Origin of the sequence: Anaerotruncus colihominis (genome assembly GCF_010206195.1) — a bacterium.
Lineage (GTDB): Bacteria > Bacillota > Clostridia > Oscillospirales > Ruminococcaceae > Anaerotruncus > Anaerotruncus colihominis_A.
In genome coordinates this window covers 78,922-104,881 of the sequence record NZ_VIQT01000024.1, presented here as the reverse complement: position 1 = coordinate 104,881, position 25,960 = coordinate 78,922, and the positions used below count along the sequence as shown (strand labels likewise).

The 25,960-nt window shown below is 53.2% G+C and carries 25 protein-coding genes and 1 tRNA gene; 17 read left to right on the top strand and 9 right to left on the bottom strand.

All coding sequences use genetic code 11. The features are described from left to right. Nucleotides 1-160: 160 nt before the first annotated feature. The 8 genes from FMM72_RS16615 (at nt 161) to FMM72_RS16580 (ending at nt 6,083) form a co-directional block, all read left to right on the top strand. Entirely contained in the window at nt 161-1,537 is a 1,377-nt protein-coding gene (locus FMM72_RS16615) for an MATE family efflux transporter (RefSeq protein ID WP_162222060.1), read from the top strand. Between the two features lie 68 nt (nt 1,538-1,605). Beyond that, on the top strand, nt 1,606-2,130 hold the full coding sequence (locus FMM72_RS16610) for a PadR family transcriptional regulator (RefSeq protein WP_162222059.1): 525 nt from the start codon (nt 1,606-1,608) through the stop codon (nt 2,128-2,130). Beyond that, a complete protein-coding gene (locus FMM72_RS16605; RefSeq protein WP_162222058.1) occupies nt 2,127-2,549 on the top strand; it encodes a YjdF family protein in 423 nt (140 codons plus the stop codon). The genes FMM72_RS16610 and FMM72_RS16605 overlap by 4 nt, the downstream gene beginning before the upstream one ends. A gap of 1 nt (nt 2,550) precedes the next feature. Next, a complete protein-coding gene (locus FMM72_RS16600) occupies nt 2,551-2,736 on the top strand; it encodes a cysteine-rich KTR domain-containing protein (RefSeq protein WP_009260154.1) in 186 nt (61 codons plus the stop codon). A gap of 524 nt (nt 2,737-3,260) precedes the next feature. Next, a complete protein-coding gene (locus FMM72_RS16595) occupies nt 3,261-3,692 on the top strand; it encodes an RNA polymerase sigma factor (protein WP_180322952.1) in 432 nt (143 codons plus the stop codon). Between the two features lie 5 nt (nt 3,693-3,697). After that, the gene (locus FMM72_RS16590) at nt 3,698-3,931 is read left to right on the top strand and encodes a helix-turn-helix domain-containing protein (protein WP_119345203.1); all 234 of its coding nucleotides are present in this window, start codon (nt 3,698-3,700) and stop codon (nt 3,929-3,931) included. A gap of 463 nt (nt 3,932-4,394) precedes the next feature. Further along, the gene (locus tag FMM72_RS16585; RefSeq protein WP_431603344.1) at nt 4,395-4,667 is read left to right on the top strand and encodes a helix-turn-helix domain-containing protein; all 273 of its coding nucleotides are present in this window, start codon (nt 4,395-4,397) and stop codon (nt 4,665-4,667) included. 21 nt (nt 4,668-4,688) lie between these two features. Further along, nucleotides 4,689-6,083 carry a site-specific integrase gene (locus FMM72_RS16580; protein ID WP_162222057.1) on the top strand — a complete coding sequence of 465 codons (1,395 nt, stop codon included), beginning with the start codon at nt 4,689-4,691 and terminating at the stop codon, nt 6,081-6,083. A gap of 178 nt (nt 6,084-6,261) precedes the next feature. Here FMM72_RS16580 and FMM72_RS16575 read toward each other — a convergent pair. Further along, nucleotides 6,262-6,338: transfer RNA gene (locus FMM72_RS16575), tRNA-Arg, on the bottom strand. Between the two features lie 330 nt (nt 6,339-6,668). On the opposite strand from FMM72_RS16575, the gene FMM72_RS16570 reads away from it, so the two are divergent. After that, nucleotides 6,669-7,106, top strand: a complete 438-nt coding sequence (locus tag FMM72_RS16570; protein WP_160209881.1) for a bis(5'-nucleosyl)-tetraphosphatase — start codon at nt 6,669-6,671, stop codon at nt 7,104-7,106. Nucleotides 7,107-7,141: 35 nt separating this feature from the next. After that, the gene (locus FMM72_RS16565) at nt 7,142-8,509 is read left to right on the top strand and encodes a TrkH family potassium uptake protein (protein WP_160209880.1); all 1,368 of its coding nucleotides are present in this window, start codon (nt 7,142-7,144) and stop codon (nt 8,507-8,509) included. Nucleotides 8,510-8,634: 125 nt separating this feature from the next. Here the strand turns inward: FMM72_RS16565 and FMM72_RS16560 are convergent, their stop codons facing one another. Further along, nucleotides 8,635-8,814, bottom strand: a complete 180-nt coding sequence (locus FMM72_RS16560; protein WP_160209879.1) for a hypothetical protein — start codon at nt 8,812-8,814, stop codon at nt 8,635-8,637. A gap of 440 nt (nt 8,815-9,254) precedes the next feature. Between FMM72_RS16560 and FMM72_RS16555 the strand changes: the two genes are divergently transcribed. Beyond that, a complete protein-coding gene (locus tag FMM72_RS16555; RefSeq protein WP_160209878.1) occupies nt 9,255-10,118 on the top strand; it encodes a pyridoxamine kinase in 864 nt (287 codons plus the stop codon). Between the two features lie 220 nt (nt 10,119-10,338). Continuing rightward, nucleotides 10,339-10,809, top strand: coding sequence for a DUF4870 domain-containing protein (locus FMM72_RS16550; protein WP_162222056.1), 471 nt, complete (start codon nt 10,339-10,341; stop codon nt 10,807-10,809). A 521-nt stretch (nt 10,810-11,330) separates the two neighbouring features. On the opposite strand, the gene FMM72_RS16545 is transcribed toward FMM72_RS16550, so the two are convergent. Then, entirely contained in the window at nt 11,331-12,566 is a 1,236-nt protein-coding gene (locus FMM72_RS16545; RefSeq protein WP_162222055.1) for an amidohydrolase family protein, read from the bottom strand. A 244-nt stretch (nt 12,567-12,810) separates the two neighbouring features. Here FMM72_RS16545 and FMM72_RS16540 point away from each other — a divergent pair, with 244 nt between their 5' ends. From FMM72_RS16540 to FMM72_RS16525, 4 genes are all read left to right on the top strand, one after another. Then, nucleotides 12,811-13,086, top strand: coding sequence for a hypothetical protein (locus FMM72_RS16540; RefSeq protein ID WP_162222054.1), 276 nt, complete (start codon nt 12,811-12,813; stop codon nt 13,084-13,086). Beyond that, the gene (locus FMM72_RS16535; protein ID WP_162222053.1) at nt 13,055-13,759 is read left to right on the top strand and encodes a nitrilase-related carbon-nitrogen hydrolase; all 705 of its coding nucleotides are present in this window, start codon (nt 13,055-13,057) and stop codon (nt 13,757-13,759) included. The genes FMM72_RS16540 and FMM72_RS16535 overlap by 32 nt, the downstream gene beginning before the upstream one ends. Nucleotides 13,760-13,885: 126 nt before the next feature. Next, a complete protein-coding gene (locus tag FMM72_RS16530) occupies nt 13,886-15,196 on the top strand; it encodes a uracil-xanthine permease family protein (protein ID WP_162222052.1) in 1,311 nt (436 codons plus the stop codon). Between the two features lie 28 nt (nt 15,197-15,224). Further along, the gene (locus FMM72_RS16525) at nt 15,225-16,634 is read left to right on the top strand and encodes an amidohydrolase family protein (RefSeq protein WP_162222051.1); all 1,410 of its coding nucleotides are present in this window, start codon (nt 15,225-15,227) and stop codon (nt 16,632-16,634) included. A 67-nt stretch (nt 16,635-16,701) separates the two neighbouring features. On the opposite strand, the gene FMM72_RS16520 is transcribed toward FMM72_RS16525, so the two are convergent. The 4 genes from FMM72_RS16520 to FMM72_RS16505 form a co-directional block, all read right to left on the bottom strand. Next, nucleotides 16,702-17,817: a 4Fe-4S binding protein gene (locus FMM72_RS16520; protein WP_160209868.1), complete on the bottom strand. Its 1,116-nt coding sequence runs from the start codon at nt 17,815-17,817 to the stop codon at nt 16,702-16,704. 28 nt (nt 17,818-17,845) lie between these two features. After that, nucleotides 17,846-18,859 carry a LacI family DNA-binding transcriptional regulator gene (locus FMM72_RS16515; RefSeq protein ID WP_160209867.1) on the bottom strand — a complete coding sequence of 338 codons (1,014 nt, stop codon included), beginning with the start codon at nt 18,857-18,859 and terminating at the stop codon, nt 17,846-17,848. Between the two features lie 149 nt (nt 18,860-19,008). Continuing rightward, nucleotides 19,009-19,725 carry a hypothetical protein gene (locus FMM72_RS16510; protein WP_160209866.1) on the bottom strand — a complete coding sequence of 239 codons (717 nt, stop codon included), beginning with the start codon at nt 19,723-19,725 and terminating at the stop codon, nt 19,009-19,011. 166 nt (nt 19,726-19,891) lie between these two features. After that, complete coding sequence (locus FMM72_RS16505) at nt 19,892-22,156, bottom strand: vitamin B12-dependent ribonucleotide reductase (protein ID WP_162222050.1); 2,265 nt, start codon at nt 22,154-22,156, stop codon at nt 19,892-19,894. A 257-nt stretch (nt 22,157-22,413) separates the two neighbouring features. Here FMM72_RS16505 and FMM72_RS16500 point away from each other — a divergent pair, with 257 nt between their 5' ends. Beyond that, nucleotides 22,414-23,580, top strand: a complete 1,167-nt coding sequence (locus tag FMM72_RS16500; RefSeq protein ID WP_162222049.1) for an amidase domain-containing protein — start codon at nt 22,414-22,416, stop codon at nt 23,578-23,580. Nucleotides 23,581-23,715: 135 nt separating this feature from the next. Here the strand turns inward: FMM72_RS16500 and FMM72_RS16495 are convergent, their stop codons facing one another. Together FMM72_RS16495 and FMM72_RS16490 are read right to left on the bottom strand one after the other, a co-directional pair. After that, nucleotides 23,716-24,885 carry an iron-containing alcohol dehydrogenase gene (locus FMM72_RS16495; RefSeq protein WP_162222048.1) on the bottom strand — a complete coding sequence of 390 codons (1,170 nt, stop codon included), beginning with the start codon at nt 24,883-24,885 and terminating at the stop codon, nt 23,716-23,718. 145 nt (nt 24,886-25,030) lie between these two features. After that, on the bottom strand, nt 25,031-25,777 hold the full coding sequence (locus FMM72_RS16490) for a MerR family transcriptional regulator (protein WP_160209862.1): 747 nt from the start codon (nt 25,775-25,777) through the stop codon (nt 25,031-25,033). Nucleotides 25,778-25,960 lie beyond the last annotated feature (183 nt).

Genomic DNA, 25,960 nt, shown 5'->3' with positions numbered 1-25,960 from the left:
TAAATGGAAACACTATAAATTATAGTATTGGATTTTATAGCCTTTGTCAAGAGTGGACGATACTCCCTTGACAACTACTATAATTTATAGTAGTATAGTCGTTGCAGTATACTATAATTTATACTACTGTAATTTATTCTTTTAGGAGGAAGTATCCACAATGAGTGAACGCAACAACAAACTTGAGCTTTTGGGCAGTGCGCCCATCCCCAAAGCTCTGATGGCCCTCGGCATACCGATTATGATTGGGATGTTGATCAATGCACTCTATAATCTGGTAGATGCCTATTTTGTGGGCGGTCTGGGCGAAAGTCAAATGGGTGCTATTTCCGTCGTGTTCCCCTTGGGACAAGTCGTGGTTGGTTTGGGGCTTATGTTCGGTAACGGAGCCGCATCCTATCTGTCAAGACTGCTTGGGCGCGGAGATAAAGATACCGCCAATAGGGTGGCAAGCACCGCACTATATAGCAGTATTCTGATTGGTGCCATTATCATTCTGTTTTCTACAATTTTCCTCAAACCAATTTTGGCAATGTTGGGTGCAACAGAAACGATTATGCCGTATGCCATGACATACGCAAGAATTTATGTGCTGTCCTGTATTTTTAACGTGTTTAATGTAACAATGAACAACATTGTAAGCAGCGAGGGTGCCGCAAAGACGACCATGTGCGCTTTGCTGCTGGGAGCCGTATTGAACATCGGATTGGACCCTCTTTTCATCTACGCTTTGGACATGGGGGTAGCGGGTGCAGCAATTGCCACAGCAATTTCGCAAATGGTATCCACACTTGTTTATCTAACCTATGTTCTTCGCAAAAAAAGCGCATTTTCCTTCAGCGTAAAAGCATTTTCTCCAACTGGACAAATGATGGCGGAAATTTTGAAAATTGGTATTCCTACTTTAGTATTCCAACTGCTGACAAGTCTTTCGATTGCGCTGATCAACCGTGCATCCGGTGATTATGGCGATTCGGTCATTGCAGGCATGGGGGCAGTCACGCGGATTACTTCTATGGGAACGCTTGTTGTCTTTGGATTTTTGAAAGGGTTTCAGCCTATTGCCGGATTCAGCTATGGGGCAAAGAAGTTTGATCGCCTGCGCGAAGCAATCAAAACCTCAATCATTTGGTCTACAAGTTTCTGCTTAGTCGTGGGCTTGGTGATGGCCGTTTTCTCCACGCAGATTATCTCTCAATTTACCGAGGGAGATACTCAAATGATTATAGCCGGTCAAAAATCCCTATTTGCGAACGGCCTTACATTTATTCTTTTCGGTTTCTACACGGTATACTCCTCTCTGTTTCTTGCTTTGGGCAAGGGGGCGGCAGGTTTCTTTTTGGGAGCATGCAGACAAGGCATCTGCTTCGTTCCTGTCATTTTGCTGCTGCCTATGGTATGGGGAATGAACGGAATCCTATATGCCCAACCCATCGCAGATGTAATTTCCGTAGTAATCACTGTGGTTATGGCGTTGCACCTTCATCGGGAATTATCCAGGGCTGAAAAACAGATTATGTCCAATTCGGAAATGTAAGTTACGCCCCTTGACTTTTACTATTGTCAATAGTACTATTGTTAATAGTAAAAGCTGGAGGTGGCGTTATGTCGTCAATCGATTTGGTCATACTTGGTATTGTATTGGAAAAACCGCAAAGCGCCTATGACATTCAAAAGGATGTTGAGTACCACCATTTTTCCCGCTGGACGAAAATAAGTGTCCCCTCTATTTATCGAAAAGTACTCCAGTTGAGCGAGAAGGGTTATCTCCAAAGCGATATTGTCAAGGGTGATAAGTTTGCGGATAAGGCCATTTATTCTATTACCGATAAGGGCAGAGCGTATTTCAAGGAACTGATGGCCTCGTGCGCCGCTGGCCCGGTGCCCCTGTTATTCGATTTCAATGTAGTCATTACCAATCTGAACAAGATGGACAAAGCCGAAGCGTTGGAGCTGGTTTCGGCTTTGCGCCGGAGTATACAGTCCTCGGCTGAATCGAACGAGGGCTATGCGCGGGAATTTGCAGACATTCCTTTGGTTGGGAGAACGGTTTTTGAGCAGCAGCAGCTTCTCTATCGCGCCCTTCTGGAATGGCTGGATCACTTTGAAGGGCAGTTCTTAGAAGAATGAGTTCAGGCCCCCAAAGCAGTTTGACCATCCTGTTTGAAGCTCCGTTTTGGATCGGTCTATACGAAAGAACGGATAACGGTAAGTACGAGGTATGCAAAATCACTTTTGGCTCAGAGCCCAAAGATTATGAGATCTACGAGTTTCTGCTGAAGAATTGGCACAAGTTGAAATTCAGTCCTCCAATCCAGGCCGAGATAGCCATAGAGCGAAAAATCAATCCCAAACGTATGCAGCGCGAAATTCAAAGCCAACTGCAGGATAAAGGCATTGGAACAAAGGCGCAGCAGGCGTTGAAACTCCAGCATGAGCAATGTAAGCTGGAACGGAAAACCAAGAGCCGTAAGCAGAAAGAGGCGGAGAAAGACCGCCAGTTTGCCATACGGCAGGAAAAGAAGAAAGCCAAGCACAGAGGAAGATAACATGAAGATAGAATGGATTTTATGCCCCTTTTGCGGCAGCAAAACGCGATTGAAAATCCGCGATGATACAGTCCTGGAAAACTTTCCGCTGTATTGCCCGAAATGCAAACATGAAACCTTGATTGCGGTAAGACAACTGAATCTATCTATTATCCAAGAGCCAGACGCTAAGACGCAGAGCCGATAACACTGAGGGAAAACCTCGTAGGTTATCGGCTCTGTTTTTATATTCTCAATGATCTGCCCGGCGGCAGAAAAGAAAAAAACCGCCGCGGGGCAGACGGCTTTCTGCGCGCAAAAGTACTTTCTTCACGGCGGTTCGATTCGAGCCGCCGTTGTTCTTTGCCCTGACAGCTTCCACGGCGGCATAGAAGGAGGATGCCGCCATGCTGCGCCGGATGCTGTCCCCGCCTAATCTGACAAGGGCTAGCCACTCAAAAAAAGCCCGCTCCATTCGTTGGACAGGTTCGGCCATGAGTATGAACTATACCATGTAAATAAACTTCATATTACTCGCTATTGCGTCCGGTGGGTCTGTGACCTGCCGGGCGCTTTTTGTCGTTTCCTGCGGTCGGGCTGGCTGGCCGTTGATTTTCTCAAATTTTCTTCAAAAAGGAGGCGTTTGGCGGGCAGAACACGCTCTCGCAGGATTGGTAGTAGCGGAAAGGGAGAGAACCACCTGATCCCCCCCATGGAAAGGGGGTGAAACTGATGGAATCTAACCCCCGCGACTATGGCGAGCAATGCCGGTTCGATGCTTTTTGCAAGAAGGTATTGCGAAACGAGGCCAGAGCCTACCTGCGGAACATGAAACGCCAAAGAGAGCGTGAAGCTTTCTTTAGCGACTTGTCCCAGACGGAGCTGGACAAGCTCTGCGTCGTGGATCGTTACCCCAGCGACAGCATCGTGTTCTCGTCGCACGGCTGCGATCTACATATCGACAATGAGCTTGTGGCCGAAGCGTTCTCCGCTTTGCCGCAGATGGAGCAGAGCATTTTGATTTTGCACTGCACCCTGGACCTGGCAGACGGTGAGATCGGCAATCTCGTTGGGATGTCCCGGAGCGCCGTTCAGCGGCACCGGACGAGGGCGCTGCAAGAACTGCGCGAAGCATTGTCGGCGCTGATGCCGAAAGGAGGCTGAGGAAGATGACAGAGCCCATCCACAAGGGAAAGGACCTGCCGCCCGTTTGGGTGATCCACGCGGCCTCCAGCGGTGACAGCGAGGCCATGGAGCAAGTGCTGCGGTACTACGACGACTATATGAGCCGCCTGTGTACCCGTACCCTCTATGACAAGGACGGAACGCCTCATGTGTGCGTGGATACCCACATGAAGCGCTGTCTGGAAATCCGACTGATCCGGGCCGTGATGCGCGCCTGATCCTTTCAGCCCTGGCAGAATGCAATCGGCTTACCCTTTCCTCTTTTGCCAATGCCGGGGACTGAACCCACCTTGACAAAGAAAGCCTTCGGGCAGCATAAGGCAGACGGATACGATCTGCCTGTGTGGAGCCGGTCGGCCGGTGCGCCAAGACCCTGTTGCAAGTCCGCAGGACGGGACCCCTACCAAACAGGTGAGCGACAAAACCAGGCCGCGAAACAGGTGTGGCAGCCTGTGGGCGAGGATGCACAGGCAGGATAATGATACTCCCGCGTTGAACGCCCTCAAAGCATTGCGCGGCGCACCCATCAGCATGGGCCGGGGTGAGATTCCCGTGGAGCTGCGGCCAGCAGCCATCCGTTTTTTGCCTCTTTTATTTTCAGATAAATCTTCTGCTTTTCTGTTTACGGATAATTCGTAAACTTTCCATTAGCAGCAGACAAACCCGAAACGACGCGGTACAATGAGGGTGGAAGTTATGAATGAACACCCCTTTTGCGTGCCGTTTCCGATTAGAAAGGGGGCAACCATGTCACAAACATGGAACGGTACGAAGAAGGAGCCTCCAGAACGAAGGACTTATACGGTTGAGGACATTGCTCATATCCTGGGCATTGGTCGGACTTCCGCTTATCTTCTCGTGAAGGAAGAGCACTTTAAAATCGTACGAATTGGTAACGCCATACGGATTTCCAAGCGGTCATTTGACGAGTGGCTGGAGTCACTCGATATGTGACAGAAGAAAGGAAGTAACGCTATGGCATCTATCATCAAACGCAAAAAGAACTATTCTATCGTCTACAACTACACGGACGAGAACGGTGAGACCCGGCAAAAATGGGAGACCCGCACTTCCTACCAAGACGCATTGAAGCGTAAGGCGGAGGTAGAGAATCAACAGTTCACGAGAACCTTTCTCCCGCCCACCGATCAGACCATTGCGGAGTTCCTTTTGGACTTTGTTTCGCTCTATGGTGAAAAGCGGTGGGGCGTATCCATGTACGACAGCCAAAACTCGCTGATCTCCAACTACATCAACCCCATTATTGGAGATTTGAAGGTCCAGGATGTCACGCCGCGAGTCGTGGACAAGTACATCCAGACTTTGCAGAAAACTCCCGCTGTTTCCACGAAGATGCATAAAGCAAAAACGCAATATGTAACAAACCAAACGATTGAGAAAATCATCAAACTTCTGCGTTGTGCTTTTAAGCAAGCTGTCCGTTGGGAACTGATTGCCAAAAATCCTTTTGACAATGTTATCCTACCGAAGAGCGAATATAAAAAGCGGGACATTTGGGATGCGGGAATGATCCGCACCGCCTTGGATCAGTGTACGGACAGCAAGCTCTATGTGGCTATGAACCTCTCTTTTGCCTGTTCATTGCGTATGGGGGAAATTCTGGGGCTGACCTGGAGCAACGTCCACATCTCCGATGAAGAAATTGCTGCCGACAATGCCTATGTTTACATCGACAAGGAACTGACGCGGGCCTCCAAGCGGGCCATTGAGATGTTGGGGCAAAAGGACATCTACCATGTGTTCACGCCTTTATTTCCCAACACCAGCACAAGAGTCATCTTGAAAAAGCCAAAGACCGATTCCAGTATCCGCAAGGTGTGGCTTCCCAAGACCCTGGCTTACATTTTGCGAGAATGGAAAGCCTCCCAGGATGAACTTCGGGGATTTCTCGGTGACGAGTATCAGGACTACGATTTAGTGGTGGCACTGCCCAATGGTCGGCCTTGCGAGGATCGTATCATCCTGAAGGAATTTGAAAAGCTGCGGGAGAAAGCTGGATTGCCCAGAGTCGTTTTTCATTCCCTCCGACATTCCAGCACCACCTACAAGCTGAAGCTCAACCACGGCGATCTGAAGGCCACTCAGGGCGATACGGGACACGCAGAGATTGACATGATCACCAGCGTGTATGCTCATATTCTGGACGAGGACCGCAAGATCAACGCCCAGAAGTTTGAGAGTGCGTTTTACGCCAATCCTGACTTGCGTTCGGTTCGTCCCCCGGAGGAAGAAAAGGAACCGGCACCCGCCGCCTTGGATTTGGAGGCCCTGGTGGAACAGCTTCGCAAGTCGCCAGAACTGGCAAATACTCTGGCGGCGCTGCTCTCAGCAACACCCGGCAGCAAATGAGTCCGAAAAATCGAATTAGCAGGGACGCGATTTTTTTTAGCAAGAGTTTGTAAACCGTTCAAATCCAATTAGCAAAGCATACAACAAAATTGAATTGAAACTCTCCCTTTGCTATACGCTTTTTGCTTAAAACAAAAACCGCTGCAAACCAGCGAAAAATGGCTTACAGCGGTTGTTTTGGCACCCCCGGCGAGACTCGAACTCACTACATTCCGCTTAGGAGGCGGACCCTCTATCCCGGTGAGGTACGGGGGCTTATACAACAAATATTCAATTTTCGGGCTCAACAGGATTCGAACGACCTACCGCTTAGGAGGCGGTCGCTCTATCCTGCTGAGCTACAGGCGCAAAGATACCGTTTTATTATAGCCAAGATGGGACATCTTGTCAACTGCGCTGCGTGAACAAGCCCCTGTACCCAATGTACAGAGTGGGGCGCTTTTTATTGGCGAAATTGCTGATTTGACTTTTAAAACAGATACAAACGTGATATATTAATAAATATCTGCACAGCCCGCGCGGTGCGCGGTGTATGTGAAAACCGGGGCGTGGGTCCGCGCTTCTCTTGAAAGGAATGAAACGATTGTGATACGTGAGAAATCCTGCGGTGCGCTTGTTTACCGCAAAAAGCAGGAACGGCTGGAGCTGCTGCTGATCCGGCATAAAAACGGTGGCCATTGGTCATTTCCAAAGGGACATGTGGAGTTGGGCGAAACGGAGCCACAGACGGCGCTGCGCGAAATCAAAGAGGAAACGGGGCTTGATGTCGGGCTTTGCCAGGGGTTTCGGCAGAGCGTGGAATATTTTCCAAAGCCGCATGTCAAAAAGCAGGTTGTCTATTTCCTCGCATCGCCTGATGGAGATGATACGGTGCGCCGGCAAGAGGAGGAAATCAGTGAATATAAATGGTGTTTGCTTGATGAGGCCGACATGCTGGTCACTTTTAAAAACGACAAACATCTGATCAACGAAGCGCGTCGTTATCTGTCCAGCCAAAGTTCTGTTATCAGGGTAGAAAGGTAGCTCATATTTTTGCAAAGAAAGGCGCTGTAAATTGCTTGGAACAGAGACAAAACTGCAAAAGCCGCTTGTTTTCATCGCCTACACGTGTGATTGCCCTGAGTTTTGCGGCCCTTATTTTAATCGGCACGCTGTTGCTGATGCTGCCAGCCTCCAGCCGCGCGGGACAGCCCGCGCCGTTTTTGGACTGTCTGTTTACGGCGACCTCCGCCACATGTGTGACGGGCTTGATTGTGTACGATACCTATCAACACTGGACGTTGCTTGGTCAGGCGATCATCTTGCTGCTGATTCAGATCGGCGGGCTTGGGCTTGTCACGCTGACACAATTTTTCAATGTGATCATCGGACGCAAACTTGGGCTGCGCGGGATGCATCTGGCGCAGGAATCGGTCGCTTTCTCGGAGCCTGACGTATATCGTATGCTGCGCCTTGTCATCAGGACGGCCGCCGTTGTCGAGGGCGCCGGCGCTATCATTCTGATGTTTGTGTTTATACCTGAATTTGGGGCGGAAGGTATATTTATCTCAGTATTCACCGCGGTGTCCGCTTTCTGCAATGCCGGCTTTGATTTGTTTGGCCGTAAAACGGCTTTTCTATCGCTGTGCGGCTATGCCGGCAATCCGGTTGTCATTGCGGTGGTCGGTTTTCTGATCATCATCGGCGGTATCGGCTTTATCGTCGTTTATGACCTGTCGCAATACCGCCGTACAAAACAGCTCACGCTGCATACGCGCGTCGTACTGACGGCAACGGCGATTCTGCTCTTAGCGGGGACGCTGATTACAGCCGTTTTTGAATGGTCGAATTCAGCGACACTCGGGCCGATGCCGCCTTTGCAAAAAATCGGCGCGGCATGGTTTCATTCCGTAAGCTGCCGCACGGCGGGCTTCAATGTATTTTCCATTGAAGGAATGAACAGTGTGACAAAAATCCTGTCGTCTGTGCTCATGTTTTTCGGCGCGGCTCCCGGCTCAACAGGCGGCGGCATCAAAATCACCTCGGTAGCAGTCATTTTTATGATGGTTTACAGTGTGGTTCGCGGCGACGAGGATACGCTGATCTTTGGCCGGCGCGTGGAAAAAGGCGCTGTTTATAAATCATTCGCTGTGATGATTCTGGGCGTATTGGCTGTGACGATAACGGCCGGCGCGATTGTTGCGACCATGCGTGAGACGCACGCTGTGGCCGGTGTTGACGCACTGCTTGAAAGCGTTTCGGCCTTTGCGACCGTCGGATTGTCCGCGGGTATTTCGGCCCAGGCGAACACATTGTGCCTGTCGCTGCTTATCTTTTCCATGTATATCGGGCGCCTCGGTCCGGTATCATTCTTTCTGTCGTTAGCGGCGCGATCCACGCGCAAGCGCCGCCTGATTGTGCCGGAGGGGAAAATTCAGATTGGATAAGCTGTATTTTGCACATCCGTTCACCTTACAGACAGCCTGCTTCTATTTAAAAAGCCGCCGCCCGCATGTCCGTTCCCTGAAAATCGGGCGGGCGGAGCGGGCGGCGGCCTTTTTCGCGGCAGCCTTCAGCGCATCATTGTTTCCACACTGTCCAGCACGCTGCCGAGCGTGCGGATCGCTTTCGCGGTATTCTGCTTGAGCTTTTTGGCGGGTGTTGTCTTGCGATGACTCAGCATATAAGCTGCAGTGCCTGCCAAGGCGGCCATTGCCACACCAGTGACTGCGGTCGTCGTCGATTTGTTCATTTATACCACCTCCGTTTATTTTACGCGCCCATGCACAGGACGCCGGGAATGCACGGGACGCGCCGGGCGTCCCCTGATGAACAGTATGCCCGGATTCAGGCGGCTCTATTGCAAAAAATACAGACAAACAAAAGTTTGCACCATTGTTATTTTTTGGATTTTACGGCCTTTTTTCAAAAAAGCGGGTGCTTGCAAAAGCCACGCCAGCCGCGCAGCGCCCGCCCTGCTGTTTGCGGCGCAGCCTGTAAAAATGCCGGAACCTGCCCCGCTATTCGCGGCGCAGCCGACTAAAGTTTTTCGCCGAAGCCTTTTTTCAAAAAGGCTGGAGCGCAGCCGACTAAAGTTTTTCGCTGAGGCCTTTTTTCAAAAAGGCTGGAGCGCAGCCGACTAAAGTTTTTCGCTGAGGCCTTTTTTCAAAAAGGCCGGAGGGGGAGAGAAAAATGGAAAAGAGACCTCCGCGCGTTGCGGCAATCCATGGGCTGGCCGGCTTTGGACGCAGCTCCCTGGCAGTTGTTATCCCAACGCTTTCAGCAATGGGCGCGCAGGTCTGTCCTGTGCCCACGGCAGTGCTTTCAACACACACTGGCGGGCTGGGCGATGTGGAATACCGCGACCTGACCGATTATATCCGGCCGAGCCTGGAGCATTACCAGCGTTTGGAGCTTGGTTTCGAGGCGGTATATTCCGGGTTTCTGTCAAGTCCCGCGCAGGCTGACGATGTTGAAGCGTTTATCGCGGCGTATCCGGACGCATTGGCTGTTGTCGATCCGGTTATGGGCGATCATGGAAAGCCATACCGAACCTGTACGCCGGAATTGATGTCGCGTATGCGTGCGCTCGTCAGATCGGCCGATGTGATCACGCCTAATCCGACGGAAGCGTCTGTCCTGCTTGGCGAGCCGTACCGCTTTGAGCCGCAGACACGGCAGGCACTCAAAAGTATGCTTGCGCGGCTTTCGGAATTAAGCCCGCAATACGTTGTGATTACAGGCGTGGAGACAATGCAGGGCGGTTATGTGAACGTGGGCTATGACCGCGCGCGCAATGCCTATTGGCGGGTGCCTTACGACTATGTGCCTACATCTTATCCTGGAACAGGCGATATTTTTGCAAGCGTGCTGACTGGCGGGATGATGAACGGCGACAGCTTTCCGATCGCCATAGAGCGCGCGACGCGCTTTATTGAATTGGCGATTAAAACAACTTTCAGCTATGGGACAGATACACGGTATGGCGTCATGTTGGAGAAATGCCTGCCATGGCTATCGCAGAATGTCGTATTGAAAGGATATGAAATTTTGTGAAAAATAACAATTTAGCGCGGCTTTACTTGAATTTTGCTGACGCGGCTTTTCAGATTCATCAATATATGATACAATATGCGAAAAGTAGCAGACGGCGCATATTACACCGCAGCTAAAATCAGCTTTGTTGGTTTTACTGTTGCTTTGCGGCACAATAAGCCCATTGGGCTTGCTGCTGCGGTGTAATTGAACAAATTATCATTTGAGGAGGATATCAGAAATGAACACTTATCAACCGCATCGCTCCAGCCTTGGTGGACTGGACGCCAATATTATGGCATTGCTTTGTTACCTTGTGACGTTTGTCGGCGGATTAATTCCAGTCGTCAAATACGTCGCCTGGCTTCTGCCGCTCGTGATTGTATTCCTGGAGAAGGAAAGCGGCTTGGTCAAATTCCATGCAATGCAGGCGTTTGTGCTGAACCTGATCTCGTTTGTGGTAACAGTGATTATTGCAATCCTGACGGTGGTCGGTACCGGGGCGGCAGTTGCCGCAGGGTCGGCCGCTGCGACTTTCGGCGTTCTTGGTGTGCTGGGGATTGTTTCTTTGGCGATCAGCATCGCGATCCTGGTATTCAGCATCATTGCAATGGTTAAATCGTATGGCTATCAGGTGTACAATATCCCGTTGATCGGCGGCATTGCGCAGGCGCTTGTCAGCAAATTTCCGCCAGCCAACATCCAGGGCTGATTGAAAAATCAAAATCCCCATCTTTTTCCAAAAGCAGGGGTGAATGCTGCGTTAAAAAGCCTTGGAATCCGAAAGGATTCCTGTGTTTTTGCCTTGCATTCTCCAGCTGTCTGCGAAAAATCCAGCAATTCCTTTATTTTCAAACAAGCCCTAAAGATTTAAAAACTGGCAGGTTCGGCCGCTCCGCGTTTCGCGGAGCGGCCGTTGTTTTCCGATGATGGCGGGGAGGTTGGCGCTTGCAGTCCGCGTACCGGCTGCGCGGAGTTTAGGGCGCTGCCTTCTCCAAAAGGCGGGCGAAAACCTTTGATCGCCGCGGCGTAAATCAAATTATGTAGCACCAACCCACTATTCGCGGCGCAGCCGGCTAAAGTTTTTTGCCGAGGCTTTTTTTCAAAAAAGCCGGAAAGTTTTTTGGCATACCTTTTTTTTAAAAAAGGTATGCGGATAAAACCATGGGGACCGGCCGCTCGGTTCAGCGGCTGGTCCCCATGGCGATATGGAAAAGAAGAAGTAATGGCAAATCAGAGAAAAAGCTGTGTATCGACGGCGGTTTTGGCAACGATACGCCCGTCACGGATGACATACAGACGTTCCGGATTCAAACGGATGGCGTCGCGCGCGTCGTCGGCGTTGACGATCACAAGATTGGCGCGGCAGCCCTCTTCAATCCCATAGCCATCCAGCTTCAGGATACGGTTGGCGTCGTATGTAATCATGTCATAGACCTTTTCGATTTCATGGGGCAAGCTCATCTGTGCGGCATGTGCAACTACATTCGCAACCTGGAGCATATCGCCGCTGCCATAGGGGTAAAACGTATCCTTGACACAATCCTGTCCGTAAGAGACATTGACTCCGGCTGCAAGCAGCTCCTTAACACGCGTAATGCCGCGGCGGATCGGCTGTTTGTCGCCGCGTCCCTGGAGCATCAGATTGGTGACAGGGTTTGTGATGATATGAACGCCGGCCTTTTTGACTTTATCGATCACATAGGACGCATAATGATCATCATAAGCGGCCAGCGCGCAGGTATGGCCCGCTGTCACGCGGTTTTGCCAGCCACGCACAAGCGTTTCGTCTGCGACCATCTCAAGCGTGCGGAAAAACGGATCGTCTGTTTCATCGACGTGCATATCGATCTCGGCGTTGTACTTTTCGGCGATGTCAAAACAGAGCTTCACATGTGCAAGGCTGTCAGCGGGGCAGTTTTCATTGGCGGGCATACCGCCCACGACATCGGCTCCGGCCTCCATAGCCTCCCACATCAGCTTGTCACAGCCCGGGTCCTTGACAATACCCTCCTGTGGAAAGGCGACAATCTGAATGTCGACAACGTTCTTATATTTTTCACGTAGCGCGAGAACGCCTTCAAGCGGGCGCAGACCGCCGATCGTATCAACATCGACGTGCGTACGGATGGCGAGCGTGCCGTTTTTGATCGCCTTTTGCACGACGTCCTCGCCGCGCGCAACGATATCATTGACGGTGTAGATACGCTTTTGATCCCACAGGATTTCGATCGCTTCTTTGAGCGTACCGCTTTTGTTCGGACGGACAACATCGAATACATTGACCTTATCGAGATGGATATGCGGATCGATCAGGGACGGCGTCGTCAATTTTCCGCGCGCGTCGATTACCTCGCCCTGTGCATCCTCAATTTTTGGCGCAATGTGTTTGATACGGCCGTTTTCAATTTGGATATCGACCGTACCGTCGCGGCCGCGCAGCTTCGCGTTTTGAATCAACAGTTGCATATTATTTCCTCCTGTTAATGCCTTGTTATGGGTTTGGGTACGCCACAGTATGATTTTTTTGATTCATACTTGACTTTGGGTTGAAGATGTGTTACATTTTGTTACACAAAGAATAACACAATTAGTCGTGAAAGTAAAGATATTTTTGTAAGATTTACAAAAATATCTTTAAGGAAAAAGTCTTGTAGGCAGGTTTTTTTTAGAACCTGTTACAGATTTGTTTCATAAAAAAGGAGGGATTTTTATGATCGTCGGAAGCAGCCACGGCGTCGGAGGAAAGGTTGAATCAGAGGTGCTAAGCGTCGTCTGTGCACAGCTCGAACCGATCCATGCGGATTGTATGGAGGAGGTCAACCGCAACATTGATACCATCATCCAGTACATGGAAACGGGCGCGAGGGGATTTCCAGGTTATGACCTGTTTGTTACCCCGGAATTCGCTGTACAGGGGATGCACCCGACCAAGCGGCTAAACGTTGTCTTGACGCTTGATTCACCTGAAATCACGCGGTCTGCGTGAGGCCTGCACACGCCTGCACGTTTGGGGTATTTTCAGCGTAATTCTGAAGCTCGATGGACACGACAGCCCCGGTAACTGCGCAATCATGATCAATGATCAGGGCGAGGTTGTTCATCGGTATGTCAAAATGAATCCATGGATTCCAACGGAACGCCATTATCCCGGTTGGGAATGCCCTGTTACGCCCGGTCCAAAGGGATCGAAAATTGCGACGATCGTTTGCGCTGATGGCGATTATCCCGAGATCTGGCGCGAAGCCGCTTACAATGGCGCGAACATCATTGTGCGCCCGACCCATTACATGAGCCCGTGGGAAAACGGGTGGGATATCACAAACAAAATGGGTGCTTACTGCAACCAGTGTTATGTTGTCGCAGTTAACTGTGTCGGCGTGGAAGCGGCGTGCTCCGCGTTTGGAATGAGTATGATCGTTGCGCCGGACGGCAACGTCATCACAAAGGCGCCGGCCGGCGTCCCCTATATTGTCAAGGCGGATCTGTATCCCGGCCTGGTTGACAAGCTTCATGAGAGCAGTGTAACCAATACGTTTTTGTATTCGTTCCGGCATCGGGGCGCGTCATGCCGCGATCTGGGCGGCCGTGGCGAGACGCGCTGCCAGTACAATGCTTATACTTATGGGGGTGAACAAGATGAGCCTGATCCTCCCCGATAAGCAGGTCGAATAATTTCCCGATTTTTTGAAAAAAAGCCTCACGGATTGCTGCCTGACCGTTTCTGTGTGTACAGGGTTACATGCAGAATCGAGACGAAATTCGTACTTAAAAAGGGGATATTGAATATGAAAAAAATAGCACGCGGTTATACATTGAACGAGTGTCCACCCGCAGGCGAAGCGATTCCGCTCAGTATTCAACAAATTGTTGTGCTGATTTTTAACGTATTGCCGGTTCCGTTGCTAATTGGAGGGGGGATAGGGCTGAATGCCGCTGAAATTACAATTTTGGTTGCAGGATGCTTGCTTGTTACCGGGATTGCGACAATTCTGCAAACGATAGGAGCCGGGCCGATTGGTGCAAAGCTGCCGATACCGCTTGAATGCAGTTTTGTATTTGTAGCACCGGGTATTGCGTTTGGAATGCAATATGGGTTGGATGTCTTTACGGGCGCTTGCCTTATTGGCAGCATTGTTACCCTATTCCTGTGGATTGTGTTCCATAAACAGCTGTCCCGCCTGTTTAAACCGTACATTACAGGCGCAGTTGTCATGGCGCTGGGCCTCAGCCTTTGCGGAGTGGGTATCGGATATTGCGCCGGCGGTACCGGTTCAGTAGACTATGGAGACCCAGTGAACCTAATGCTGGCCTTTGGAACTATTCTTATCATGGTACTTTTAAATCATTTCGGCAGAAAAAATTTTCTGTCCAAGGCGTCGCCCCTGATCGCGATTCTGGTGATGTCAGCAATCAGTGCCGGATTTGGAAAGCTAGACCTTTCCGCAATTGCGACGGAAGCCTGGGTTCGTGTACCTCAGCCGCTTCACTTTGGAATCCGATTTGAGGTTGGACCGATTATTACAATTACAGTTCTCAGCTTTTTTGCACTGGTGGAGCTCATGGGGGATCAGGCGTCGGCGGCCATGCTTGCGCAGAATCGCTTGCCTTCTGATCGGGAGACGCGCGGCGGTATTCTGGCTCAAGGTATCAGCAGCGTAATTTCGTCCGCCTTTAATATGGTTCCGACGATATCGGGCAGTGCCAATATTGGATTGTGCGGGATCTCCGGCGTAACCAGCAGGTTTATTACAGCGATAGCCGGTGTGGTTGTCGCGTTGTGCGGCTTATGCCCAAAGCTTTGCGCTGTTTTTTCCGCAATCCCGGAGCCTGTCCTTGGCGGCGTTGCGCTGACTGCCTTTGGCACGATACTTGTATCCGGCATGAACGTCATCAAGGGAAGCGAATTGGATGCTCGCACTACAACGATTGTCGGCGTTTCACTGGCGGTAGGGGTAGGATTCAGTATGGTTGCCGATGCCCTTTCGGCCTTTCCTTTCTGGGTTTCATCCATCCTCAGTGGCGTGCCGGGAACGGCGATCACCGCAGTGGTTTTAAGTCTGCTGTTGAGGGAAAAGAAGATGGAAGAATCTGTATAAGGAATGATCTGGGAAGGAGAAAATTTATATGAAAACAGTCCTGTATAAAAATGCCGACTGGATCATTACCATGGATCAGGCGAGAACCCGTTATCGCCATGGAGATTTACTGATCCAAGGAAATCAGGTCAAAGAGGTTGGCGTACATTTGGAAACAAAACTGGCCGGGTCCATACAGATTGACGAGATCATAAATGCGCAAGGACGCATTATCCTTCCCGGCTTTGTAAATACGCATCACCATACATGGCAAACGCTGATACGCAATATCAAGGCGACGCAGGGCTTAAGGCTGGAACCGTGGCTGACCGTTATGTATGAGATATATAAAAACCTTAATACGGATGTGGCACGCGCCGGCGTTTATGCCAGCCTTGGCGATGGATTAAAGACAGGTATTACAACATCCAACGATCTCTGGTATCCTCATCCGGTAGGCGTAACCGGCCTGGTTGATGCGGAAATTGAAGCCGCGCGGGAATTAGGAATCCGTTTTCATCCGGTGCGGGCGTACCATTCGGTCGCAAACGATATTGTCCCGCCTGAAGTCGTTGATACGACCGAAGGAGTGATGGCGGATACGGAGCGCCTCGTCAAAAAATACCACGACCGTTCCCGTTTTTCCATGTGCCGGGTCGGCGTCGGGCCAAGCATTGCGCAATATGAAACGGAAGAAATTGTAAGGGCGACCATAGACCTGGCTGAAAAGCTGGATATCATGGTGCATGGGCATCTGGCCGAAAGCCGTCATGAGGTAGAATATACATTGGAAAAATTTGGTTGCAGCCCGGCGGAATGGTTTCGCCGTCATGATATGCTCGGTGATCGTTTTTATTATGCGCATTGCATCCATCTTTCAGATGATGAAGTTACGCTCATGGCCAAAACGAATACGGGTATTTCAACCTGCCCCATCTCTAATATGTATCTCAGTTCAGGCTCCTGCAGGGTACCGGAGCTGCTGCGCGCCGGCGTAACTCGATTCGGTATTGGTGTGGACGGCGCCGCCAGCAGCAACTCCGCAAACATGATGGAGGAGATACGGGTGTCCTATCTGCTCAACCGTTTGAGCTGGGGAGATGCTTCGGCCAATGCAGAGGACGTACTTTATATGGCGACAGCTGGAGGGGCAAAGGCACTTGCAAGAGATGATATTGGTTATTTGGCTCCTGGGATGGCCGCCGATTTTATCCTTATGAATTGGAATCAGATGCAATATGCAGGCGGTTGTAATGACCCTGTGGACTGCATTGTCCTCAGCGGTGACGCCCGCATGGTGGAAACGGTGGTTGTTGATGGAGTTGTCGTTGTCCGTAACGGGCATTTGACAAGGGTAGACGAGACAGAAAAGACGGTATATATAAATCAGGTGGGGCGCGCCCTGCTGGAAAGCGCCTCCGGCAGGGTGCCGGGCCTGAAAGCGGATTTGGTAAATTAAAGCAGCGTACGGTTCGAAAATTCGAAACAGCCGGCATTCCGTAGCGGAATGCCGGCTGTCTTTATAGTCAGAACGTTTCCAGGAAAAACAGTCCCTGCGGGCACCGCTGGACACACAGCCCGCAGCCGGTACACTGCGAGGAGTTCAGATGCACGCCGTCAGGCTCCATAACAAGCGCGCCGTACATACAGCCGCACGTACACAGCCCGCAACCGGTACGGCTGCAAGGCTGCGTCATCCGGCAGACGGCGCGGCGGTGCACAGCCTTTTCAAACGGGGTAAGCGACGACAGCGCTGCGCCTGTGATGGATGCGTAATCGTCATATCCATGCGCGTCCATCCAATCCTCCAGCGCGCGCACGGTTTTGGAGATCAGATCATAGCCGTGCAGCATAATGGCTGAACCGAGCTGCGCGGCAGCGGCGCCAAGCATGATAAATTCAAGAATGCCGCGGTAATCCTCAACACCGCCGACGCCGCAGATGGGCAGATCGGTCAACTGAGCGAGCGTCGCTGTTGCAGCCAAGGAAATGGGCCGGATGTGACGGCCTGTATAGCCGCCGTAGGTCGGCATAAGGGTTGTTTTTGTTTCCAGATCAACGCCGGAAAGCGCGCGCAGGCTTTCAATCGCACAGACGGCGCGCAGTCCCGCACGCTCTACAGCGCGCAGATGGGGCGCGCTGGCGACCAGATTGTATGGCAGACGCGTCATGACCGGAATGGAGACGGCGCTGACCGCGGCATGAACAAACTCATAAAGCTTTTCAGGCTGGAGATGGATGTCCTCGATCATGGAATCCATCGGCGCATACAGGTCGAGCTGAAGCGCGTCGGCGCCAAGCCGTTCTGTCCTTTGGGCGATATAGGCGATCTCTGACGGGCTGGAGGCGCGAATGCTGCAAATCAGGTAGCAGCCGTCCTTGCGGACACGCTCAGCCTCGCCCTCCCATTCCTCGAGGGTGCGCTTTCCATACAGTGAGAGATTGAGCAGCTCGTCGTCATGATAGTAGATGCGCGGGCTGAAAAGCCGCGGCTCCTCCATCACGATCGTCTCTGTGATGACGGCCGCAGCGCCCGCGTCAATACATTTTTGGATAGCCGCCGCGCCGCCCGACCATGGCCCCGCCGCGATGATCACAGGATTTTTCAGCGCCAGGCCCATAAAGGGTATGGGTTTTGCCATCGACATGTCCTCCTTTTCGGGATACGCTTTACTCGAATAGGGTGTTGATATGCCTCCTGTTGCCGCAGGAAGCGCGGATTTTCAGTTTTGGCAGCAGAACGATTTCCTGCGGCGTGGCGTCTGCGGCCGGAATCCCGTCGATCATATCGAACAGCATACGGGCCGCAACCATCCCTTGACGGTGCGCCGGTTGTTCGACCGTTGTCAGCTCCGGCGTTACAATGCCGGCTGTGGGGGAATCGGTAAAGCCTGTGACGGCAACTTCGCCCGGCACATCGACCCCGTGTTCAAGCAGCGCCTTCATAAAGCCGAAGGCCAGTTCGTCGCCGGAGGCGAAAACAGCGTCCGGCAGACTGCCGGAGAGGACTTCGAACGCCGCTTCATAACCCGCGTGCACGCTGTTTTCCGGCGCGTGCAGGACACGCCCCCCGTCCGGCTCCAGACCGGCCATGCGCTGCGCCCGCAGCAGGCCCTCCTGCATACTGGCCGAAACATTTGGCCGGCGTCCGTTTGTCAAAAGCCACAGGCGTTTTCTGCCAAGCTCCAGCAGATGGCGCGCCATGCGATAAGCGCCCTCCTCGAAATTGACGTAGCAGGCGTTGAAATGCGCGGCCGCGGGGCAGCGTCCCGCAAGAACAAATGGCATATGCGCATTTACAAGGCGCGCTGCGCTTTCAGCGCCAAGCGAGGAGGAGCAGATGATCAGGCCGTCGAACCGCTGCCCAACCACCGCGCGCAGCAGGTCCTCCTCCGAGCGGCCGCCCGTACCGCACAGATATACGGAGCAGTCCCGCTGCGCGGCCACATTTTCCACCCCGGAGAGAAGGCGCTGCACAAGATAATCACCGGCGTGCCCGGCCAACAGGCAGATAGAGCCTGTCCGCGCAGCAGTTCCGCGTGAGGCTGGGTTGTAATTGTGGGCGCGCATGACCGTAAGGACATGTGCGCGCGTTTCCGGCTGGACAACCTCCGGGCGGTTGACCACGCGCGACACCGTCGCAATGGAAACATTCGCAAGCTTTGCAATCTCCCTGACATTCATGTGCCGCACCGCCTTTCATATAATTGGAGTTTATTGGAAAGGGAAAATCCGCCGCATGATTCCTGTGAAAGATGCCGGAATCGAGCGCTGCTGTTTTGGGTACGGCGGCTTTGTCAACAGGCCCGAAATGCGTGGGATTCCAAGTGTGTTTATTCAAGCGCAGACAAGCTGACGCTCTCGGCGATCGCTTCGGCCTGCGCGCGGTCCAGAGCGCCCGGCAGAAACGCTATCCCGATATAAACGCGCAGTTGCTTGTCGTAAGAAAGCACGCCATACGTCTCCAGTTGGGGGACATCCGGCGCCGCGCCAGGGTGTTTGTCTATTTCATTGGGATCGAGATACCAGATTTCCGCCACGCCGGTTTCCGCCGTATCCGTGGTTGCGACCGCGGTATATGGATCCCAGTGGAAAAAGGAGGAAAGGCGCAGTCCGGGGTAAACCGCCTTATAATACTCCTCCTGCGGGATATCGCCGCCCAAAGGTTCAAAAACGTTAAAACCGATATACCCGATGGGTTCGTCCCCGCTGCAAACGGAAAGCGGCGTATAAAAATCACCGGGGACAGAAACCACATCCCCGGGCGGCGTTTGGCTGACTGTCCAGCCTGCGGGGAGCGCCATCTCTACCTGGAACTTTGTGGCGGAATTGGCTTGATCAACAGCGGGAACCTGTTGCGGATTAGCCTCGTCATACGCGGGAAATATAATGGAAACAGCCTGTGTCTCCGCTTCTGTGGCCGCATCCCCCAAGGCGCTTTGCACAGGCGCAGACAAAGAGCTGCTCTGCTCATCCATGGAAACGCCGGCGCAGGCTGTGACGGCGGCGGTCAGCGCAAGAAGAGTCAAAACTGACAGAAAGCGTTTCACAAGCTGTGGACCTCCTTTTTTCCGTTTTGGCTGAAGCGGGGAGAAAGCCCGCCTACATACGATACTGTAAATCCTCTATCCTGATTGTAGCAGGATTTTCACCGGAAAACCAGCCCCTTTATCAAAATGAAAGGATACGGCGGGTATAGGGGGACTTTCCCGGGCATCAATTACATTTCGAGTAACCACAGCTTCGGCAGCTCACACAGCCGCCCTCATGCTCGAGCGCGCTGCCGCATTCCGGGCAGAACTTCGAGCCATGCTCGACCGCATCCGGCGTTTCCGCCGCGCTGGATGCGCGCTGCGCGCTCGGCGCGGCGGCAGGCAAGCCCTGTTGGAGCGCGATCATATCGGCCGTCTTTTTGATGACGCGCGCGATCGCATCCGGGCAGGAGGTGCACTTCATCCCAGCGTGACGGATGGTCGACGGGCAGCGGATGCCGCGGAGCTGATCGAGGATTTCATCGATTGACACGCCGGAGCGCAGCGCAATCGACGCGAGCCGCGCCGTCGCCTCCGACTGCGACGGGCAGCCGCCCGCCTTGCCGGTCGAGGTGAACACTTCGCAGATGCCCTGCTCGTCGTAGTTGACTGTCACATACAGGTTGCCGCAGCCGATTTTCATGCGCTCTGTCAGCCCGCAGGTGACCTCGGGGCGCGGGCGCGGCTTGATCTGACCGAAGGGGACAGACGGTCCTGCTTTGGCCGGGGCGCCCTCCTTTTTGACAGAACCGATGTTGAGCACCTGGCTGTCGCGGCTCCCGTCGCGGTAGATCGTGACGCCTTTGCAGCCAAGCTCATAGGAAAGCATATAAACCTCGCGCACATCATCGATGGTGGCGTCGTGCTTAAAATTGACGGTCTTGGACACAGCATTGTCGGTGAACTGCTGGAATGCGGCCTGCATCTTTGTGTGATAAAGCGGGCTTACATCGTGCGAGCAGACGAACACACGGCGGATATCGGCCGGAATCTCCTCGATATGCTGGAGCGAGCCTTCGGCGGCGATCTTTTTCATCAAATCGTCGCTGTACAGGCCGCGCGCCTCCAGGACTTTCTTGAGGACAGGGTTGACTTCGATCATTTCGGTGCCGTCCATAACGTTGCGGATAAAGACATAGGCAAATACCGGCTCGACGCCCGAGGAGCAGCCGGCGATAATGGAAAGCGTGCCGGTCGGCGCAATCGTGGTGACAGTGGCGTTGCGAAGCGGCGTGCCGCCCGCATAGACGCTCTTTTCAAATAGTGGAAACGCGCCGCGCACCCTGGCAAGCTCGGCCGATTCGGCGCGGCTGGTTTTGGTGATAAATTTCATAACGCGGCGTGCGAGCGCGACAGCCTCGTCGGAATTGTAAGGGACGCCCAGATAGGCGAGCATATCGGACCAGCCCATCACGCCGAGCCCAATTTTACGCGTCTGTTTGGTGGTAAAGTCAATTTCCGCGAGCGGATATTTGTTGACGTCGATCACATTGTCGAGAAAATGCACCGCGTCGCGCACGGTGCGGGCGAACTTGTCATAATCGACGGCGTATGCGCCGTTTTCATATTTAAGCATATTGACAAGATTGATCGAGCCAAGGTTGCATGACTCATATGGGAGCAGGGGCTGCTCGCCGCAGGGATTTGTACTTTCGATCTCGCCCTGCGAGGGCACGACGTTGTCACGGTTGAGCCGGTCGAGGAAGATGATGCCGGGTTCGCCGTTGCGCCACGCGCTTTCAACAATTTTGTCAAAGACCTCGCGCGCGTCGAGCTGGCCGACGGCCTGCTTTGTTTTGGGATCGACCAGGTCATAGGCGTTGCCCTGCTGGACCGCCTGCATAAATTCCTCGGTGATGCCGACAGAGATGTTGAAATTGGTGATGTCGGCGTTGTTTTTCTTGCAATCGATAAATTCCAGTATATCGGGATGGTCGATGCGCAGGATGCCCATGTTTGCGCCGCGCCGCGTACCGCCCTGTTTGACGGCCTCGGTGGCCATGTTGAACACGCGCATAAAGCTGACGGGGCCGCTGGCTACGCCGCCCGTACTGCGCACAGTCGCGCCGGTTGCGCGCAGGCGCGAAAACGAAAAGCCCGTACCGCCGCCCGATTTGTGGATCAGGGCCGCCTGTTTGATGGCTTCAAAAATTTCCTCCATCGAATCGCCCACCGGCAACACAAAACAGGCGGAAAGCTGGCCAAGCTCCTTGCCTGCGTTCATCAGGGTCGGTGAATTCGGCAGAAATTCCAGGTTTGTCATCATCTCATAAAAACGGTCGGACAGCGCCGCGATATCCGCCTTATCGCTGTAGACGGCGTCGGCCGCCGCGATCGCATCAGCCACACGCCGGAACATCTGCTCGACGGTTTCGATATTTTCCCCGTGTTCATCCTTTTTCAGATAACGCCGTTCCAGAACGGTCAGTGCGTTTTTCCCAATTTTCATTATTTGCTCCTCTAACATGATCTGGTATTCCATATATTGTACGAACGCTATATATTGTAGCATGTTTCTGGAATGGATGCAATGGCCGCAGAGAAAAAATCTCGAGAGCGCGCCGGGAGGTCAGGGCTTGCTTAAAAAGAGAGGAATTGCTGCAGTTTGTAGAAAAAGATGGTATTTCCGATTTTTCAAACAGCCCCAAACCGGACGGAAAAGATAGTCCTGAATGCGCATATAGATGAGGCAGGGGGGTGGAACGAATGGGTAAAGGGCGCTTGGCGGCCGTTTTGGGGGCGCTTGTGGCGGCTTGCGCGATTGCCTGCGGGATTCCGGCGGCGCCGGTGCATGAACAGGCCGCGTCCGGCCTGCGTCAGGGTTATTTGACAGGCGCACGCACTTATCAAACAGACGGGCTGTTCGCTCCGCAGGCGGCGGTACGGGCTTATCTGGAGGGGCAGTATGAATCGTATCTGACGATGGAGCCGCTCGACTTGTCGGCGGTGGCGGATACAGAGAGCCGGGCAGTCAAAAACGAACTGCTCTGGCTGCGGCTTTTAATCCAGCGAAGGCGGCTTTTGATGAACAGCCATCTTTGTTATGTGCCGGTCAAGCCGCTGCCATACACGATTGTATGGATAGATGAAAGCGAGTTGAAGGACCCGCGGATGGAGACGCTCGGCGCGCCCGGCGAGGGGGAGACGGACCTTCATTTTATGGTAACGGGCGAAGCCGGGCAGGCATATCCGCCAATGCTGGCGGTAAACGCACAGCATACGGTGCGCCTGCGCCGGGATGGCGGCGGTTGGAAGGTGACGATGCACGAGTACCCGGGCGCGGCGCGGCGGTTTGGAGGGGCTGCGCCGGCCGTGCCGTCGAATCGTGCGGCGATGGAGCGTCTGCGCATGGAATTCGCACGCCTGCCGGCCGGTACGGCGCCTGAGGCGCCGGCGGACGCGGCAACCTATGATGGGGAAATGGCGGCGTCTTATGCTGCCCGATGGATGAAGCCGCCCAATCCCCAATATTACGATATCGGCGACTGGCTTGGCAACTGCGCCAATTTTACTTCCCAATGCATCCGCGCCGGTTTTGGCGGCGGCGACAGCCCGGAGGGCATGACGGCGATGACGGACGAATGGTTTGCCGGCGTGGGGGGCGGGTCGCCCGCCTGGGAAAATGTCGGGAGATTTTGGGAATATGCGATGCGCGGCGCTGATTTTGGCGTGACGGTTGTTCCAACGGCGGCGTCTCTGTGTGCCGGAGATCTGGTACAGGTGCGGTCCGGCAGCGGCAGCTATAATCACAATCTGCTTGTGGTCGATGCGCGCACGCTGCGCCTTGCACAAAATTCGCCTGATTGCCTTGTGTATTATGCAGATCTGGTCAACAGCAGTATGCGGGCGCTGCGCCCCTGCTGGATTGCCTGAGCGTTTGTCTTGCGGGCCGCGCCGCATGGCGCGGCCCGCAGGACGGCCAAGGGCGCGCCGCCCAAGCGGCGCGCCCTTGGCCCAAGCCGCCGGGGCCGGCACAAAGCAGGCCCCGGCGGATAATTCTGCGTATCATCAGCGCCAGGAGGCTTCAAAAATTGCGCGCACATCGTCGTCGGAAAGCGGCGCAGGATCGACTGCGTAAAGCCCGCCCATGGTGGCGCGCGCATTTTGGACATACTGCTCCAGATGTTCGCGCTGCACGCCGTAGGCGCTCATATGGATATCGTCGACGCCGCACGCTTTTTGCAGCGCGGCCAGCGCGTCGACAAAGTCGGACGGTTTGGAGGCGTCTGTTTTTCCCAGAGCGCGCGCCATGCGCACCATGCGCTCATCGCAACAGCCGCTTTTTGCCCAATGGCTGTAATAGGCGCAGCTTACGGAAATGAGCGCCGCACCGTGTTCAAACTGCGGATGGAAAGCGCTGAGCGCGTGTGCAAAGCTGTGCTCGGAGGTACATCCGGAAGTTGATTCCACCATACCGGCAAGCGTGTTGGCCAGCGCCACGTCAGCGCGCGCATCCAGGTTGGAACCGTCTTTGACAGCCGTTTCCAGGCTTTTACCGATCAAACGGATTGCTTCAAGCGCGTAAAGATCGCTCATCACATAGGCGGTATTGTTGAGATAGCCCTCTGTGCTGTGAAACAGCGCGTCAAAGCCTTGATAAGCCGTCAGGCGCGGCGGAACTGTGGTCATCAGTTCGGGATCGACAACCGCAAGCACGGGGAATGTCTTATCATAGCCGCCGCCGATCTTTTCGTTTGTTTCCGTTTTTGTGATAACGGTCCATGGGTCGGCCTCCGTGCCGGTACCGGCTGTTGTCGTGATTGCGACGACCGGCAGCGGCTCGTTCGGCACGGGCAGACCCTTGCCGCTGCCGCCGTTTATATAATCCCAGTAGTCGCCGCTGTTGGCGGCCATGATAGCGATGGCCTTGGCGGAATCGATCGCGCTGCCGCCGCCAAGCCCAACGATAAAATCACAGCCAGATGATTTGGCGAGCGCGGCGCCCTCCATGACATGTTCCTTAACTGGATTCGGCAGGATTTTGTCAAATAAAATATGGCTGACGCCCGCGCGGTCAAGCTCCTGTTCGACGCGTGCGAGATAACCGAATTTTTTGACCGACTGGCCCCCGGTTGTAACAATCAGCGCTTTTTTGCCGGGGAGCTGCTGTGTGTGCAGGGCGCTTAATTGCCCTTTACCAAAGAGGATGCGCGTGGGAATATAATACTGAAACTGCATATGACCGCTCCTTTTTCCAAAGTTATCCGCCAAAAAGCGGTTGCCTGACAAATAATCAATAGATGGATGACTATAAAAGGAATCAGAACCATTTTGTGGTTATTTTATCATATTTGACGCTTAATCACAAGCGCATTTATAAAAATCAGCCGATATCGAGCCATGCTTCATAATAATCATACAGCGCGCTCTCCTCATGCGCTGAGACAATAAACCGTCCGTACAACGCACCGGCTGAATATCCCGCTGCTTGTGCAGCCGCAGCAAAATCAGCCGCACTGTTTTGCGCTGGGTCGTCCGATAGGACGCGCAGCAATCCATACAGGTAATTGCGTGGCGTATCGTCCCGCTGCTTAAGCGCATCCGAGCGCAGGCCGGTGTCTGAAGGGCAGAAGATTCCATAGGCCGGCGTGCTGCCGCGGGAGATTACAATGCCTGACTCATGTACGTCGTAAACATATGTTTGCACACTGGCTTCATCCTCAAAAGAAAAGGGACGGATTGCCGGGAGCTGGTCATGCACAGGTGCGATTGCGCTTGTGCGCAACCGGTCCAGGCGCGCGATGGCGCTGCGCATTGCACGGATATGCTCGATGGCATTTTCCAGTTCGTCAATCTGTGCTGAGAGTTTTTGTTCATTTTCCACGAGCAGGGTGTCAAGATGGCCGGCGTCCATATCGGGCAGGGAACGTATATCGCGCAGGGGAATGGATAGCCGCCGGAACAAAAGTACATTGGAGATATCCAGCATAGTCTGGATGCAGGGGCGGCGGTAATTATTCTGCTCATCACGTTCAAACCGGACAAGCCCGATGCGATCCCAATAACGCAGCGCCGACGGTGCGACGCCAAACAGCCGCGCTACAGCGGCGATACAATCATCTTTTTTCATTATGGGCCTCCAACACAAAAACGGGAATTTTGATTTTTCAAACAGCCCCTAATAAATATCCTTATGATTGCATGACTGTCCGCAGGTTCCTGGTCTATCTTTTAACAAAACAGTTTAGAAGACAGCTTCTGTATTGAATGGCTATCCAGGGAATCCAGGCTTTTATGGATTGGTTACATGATT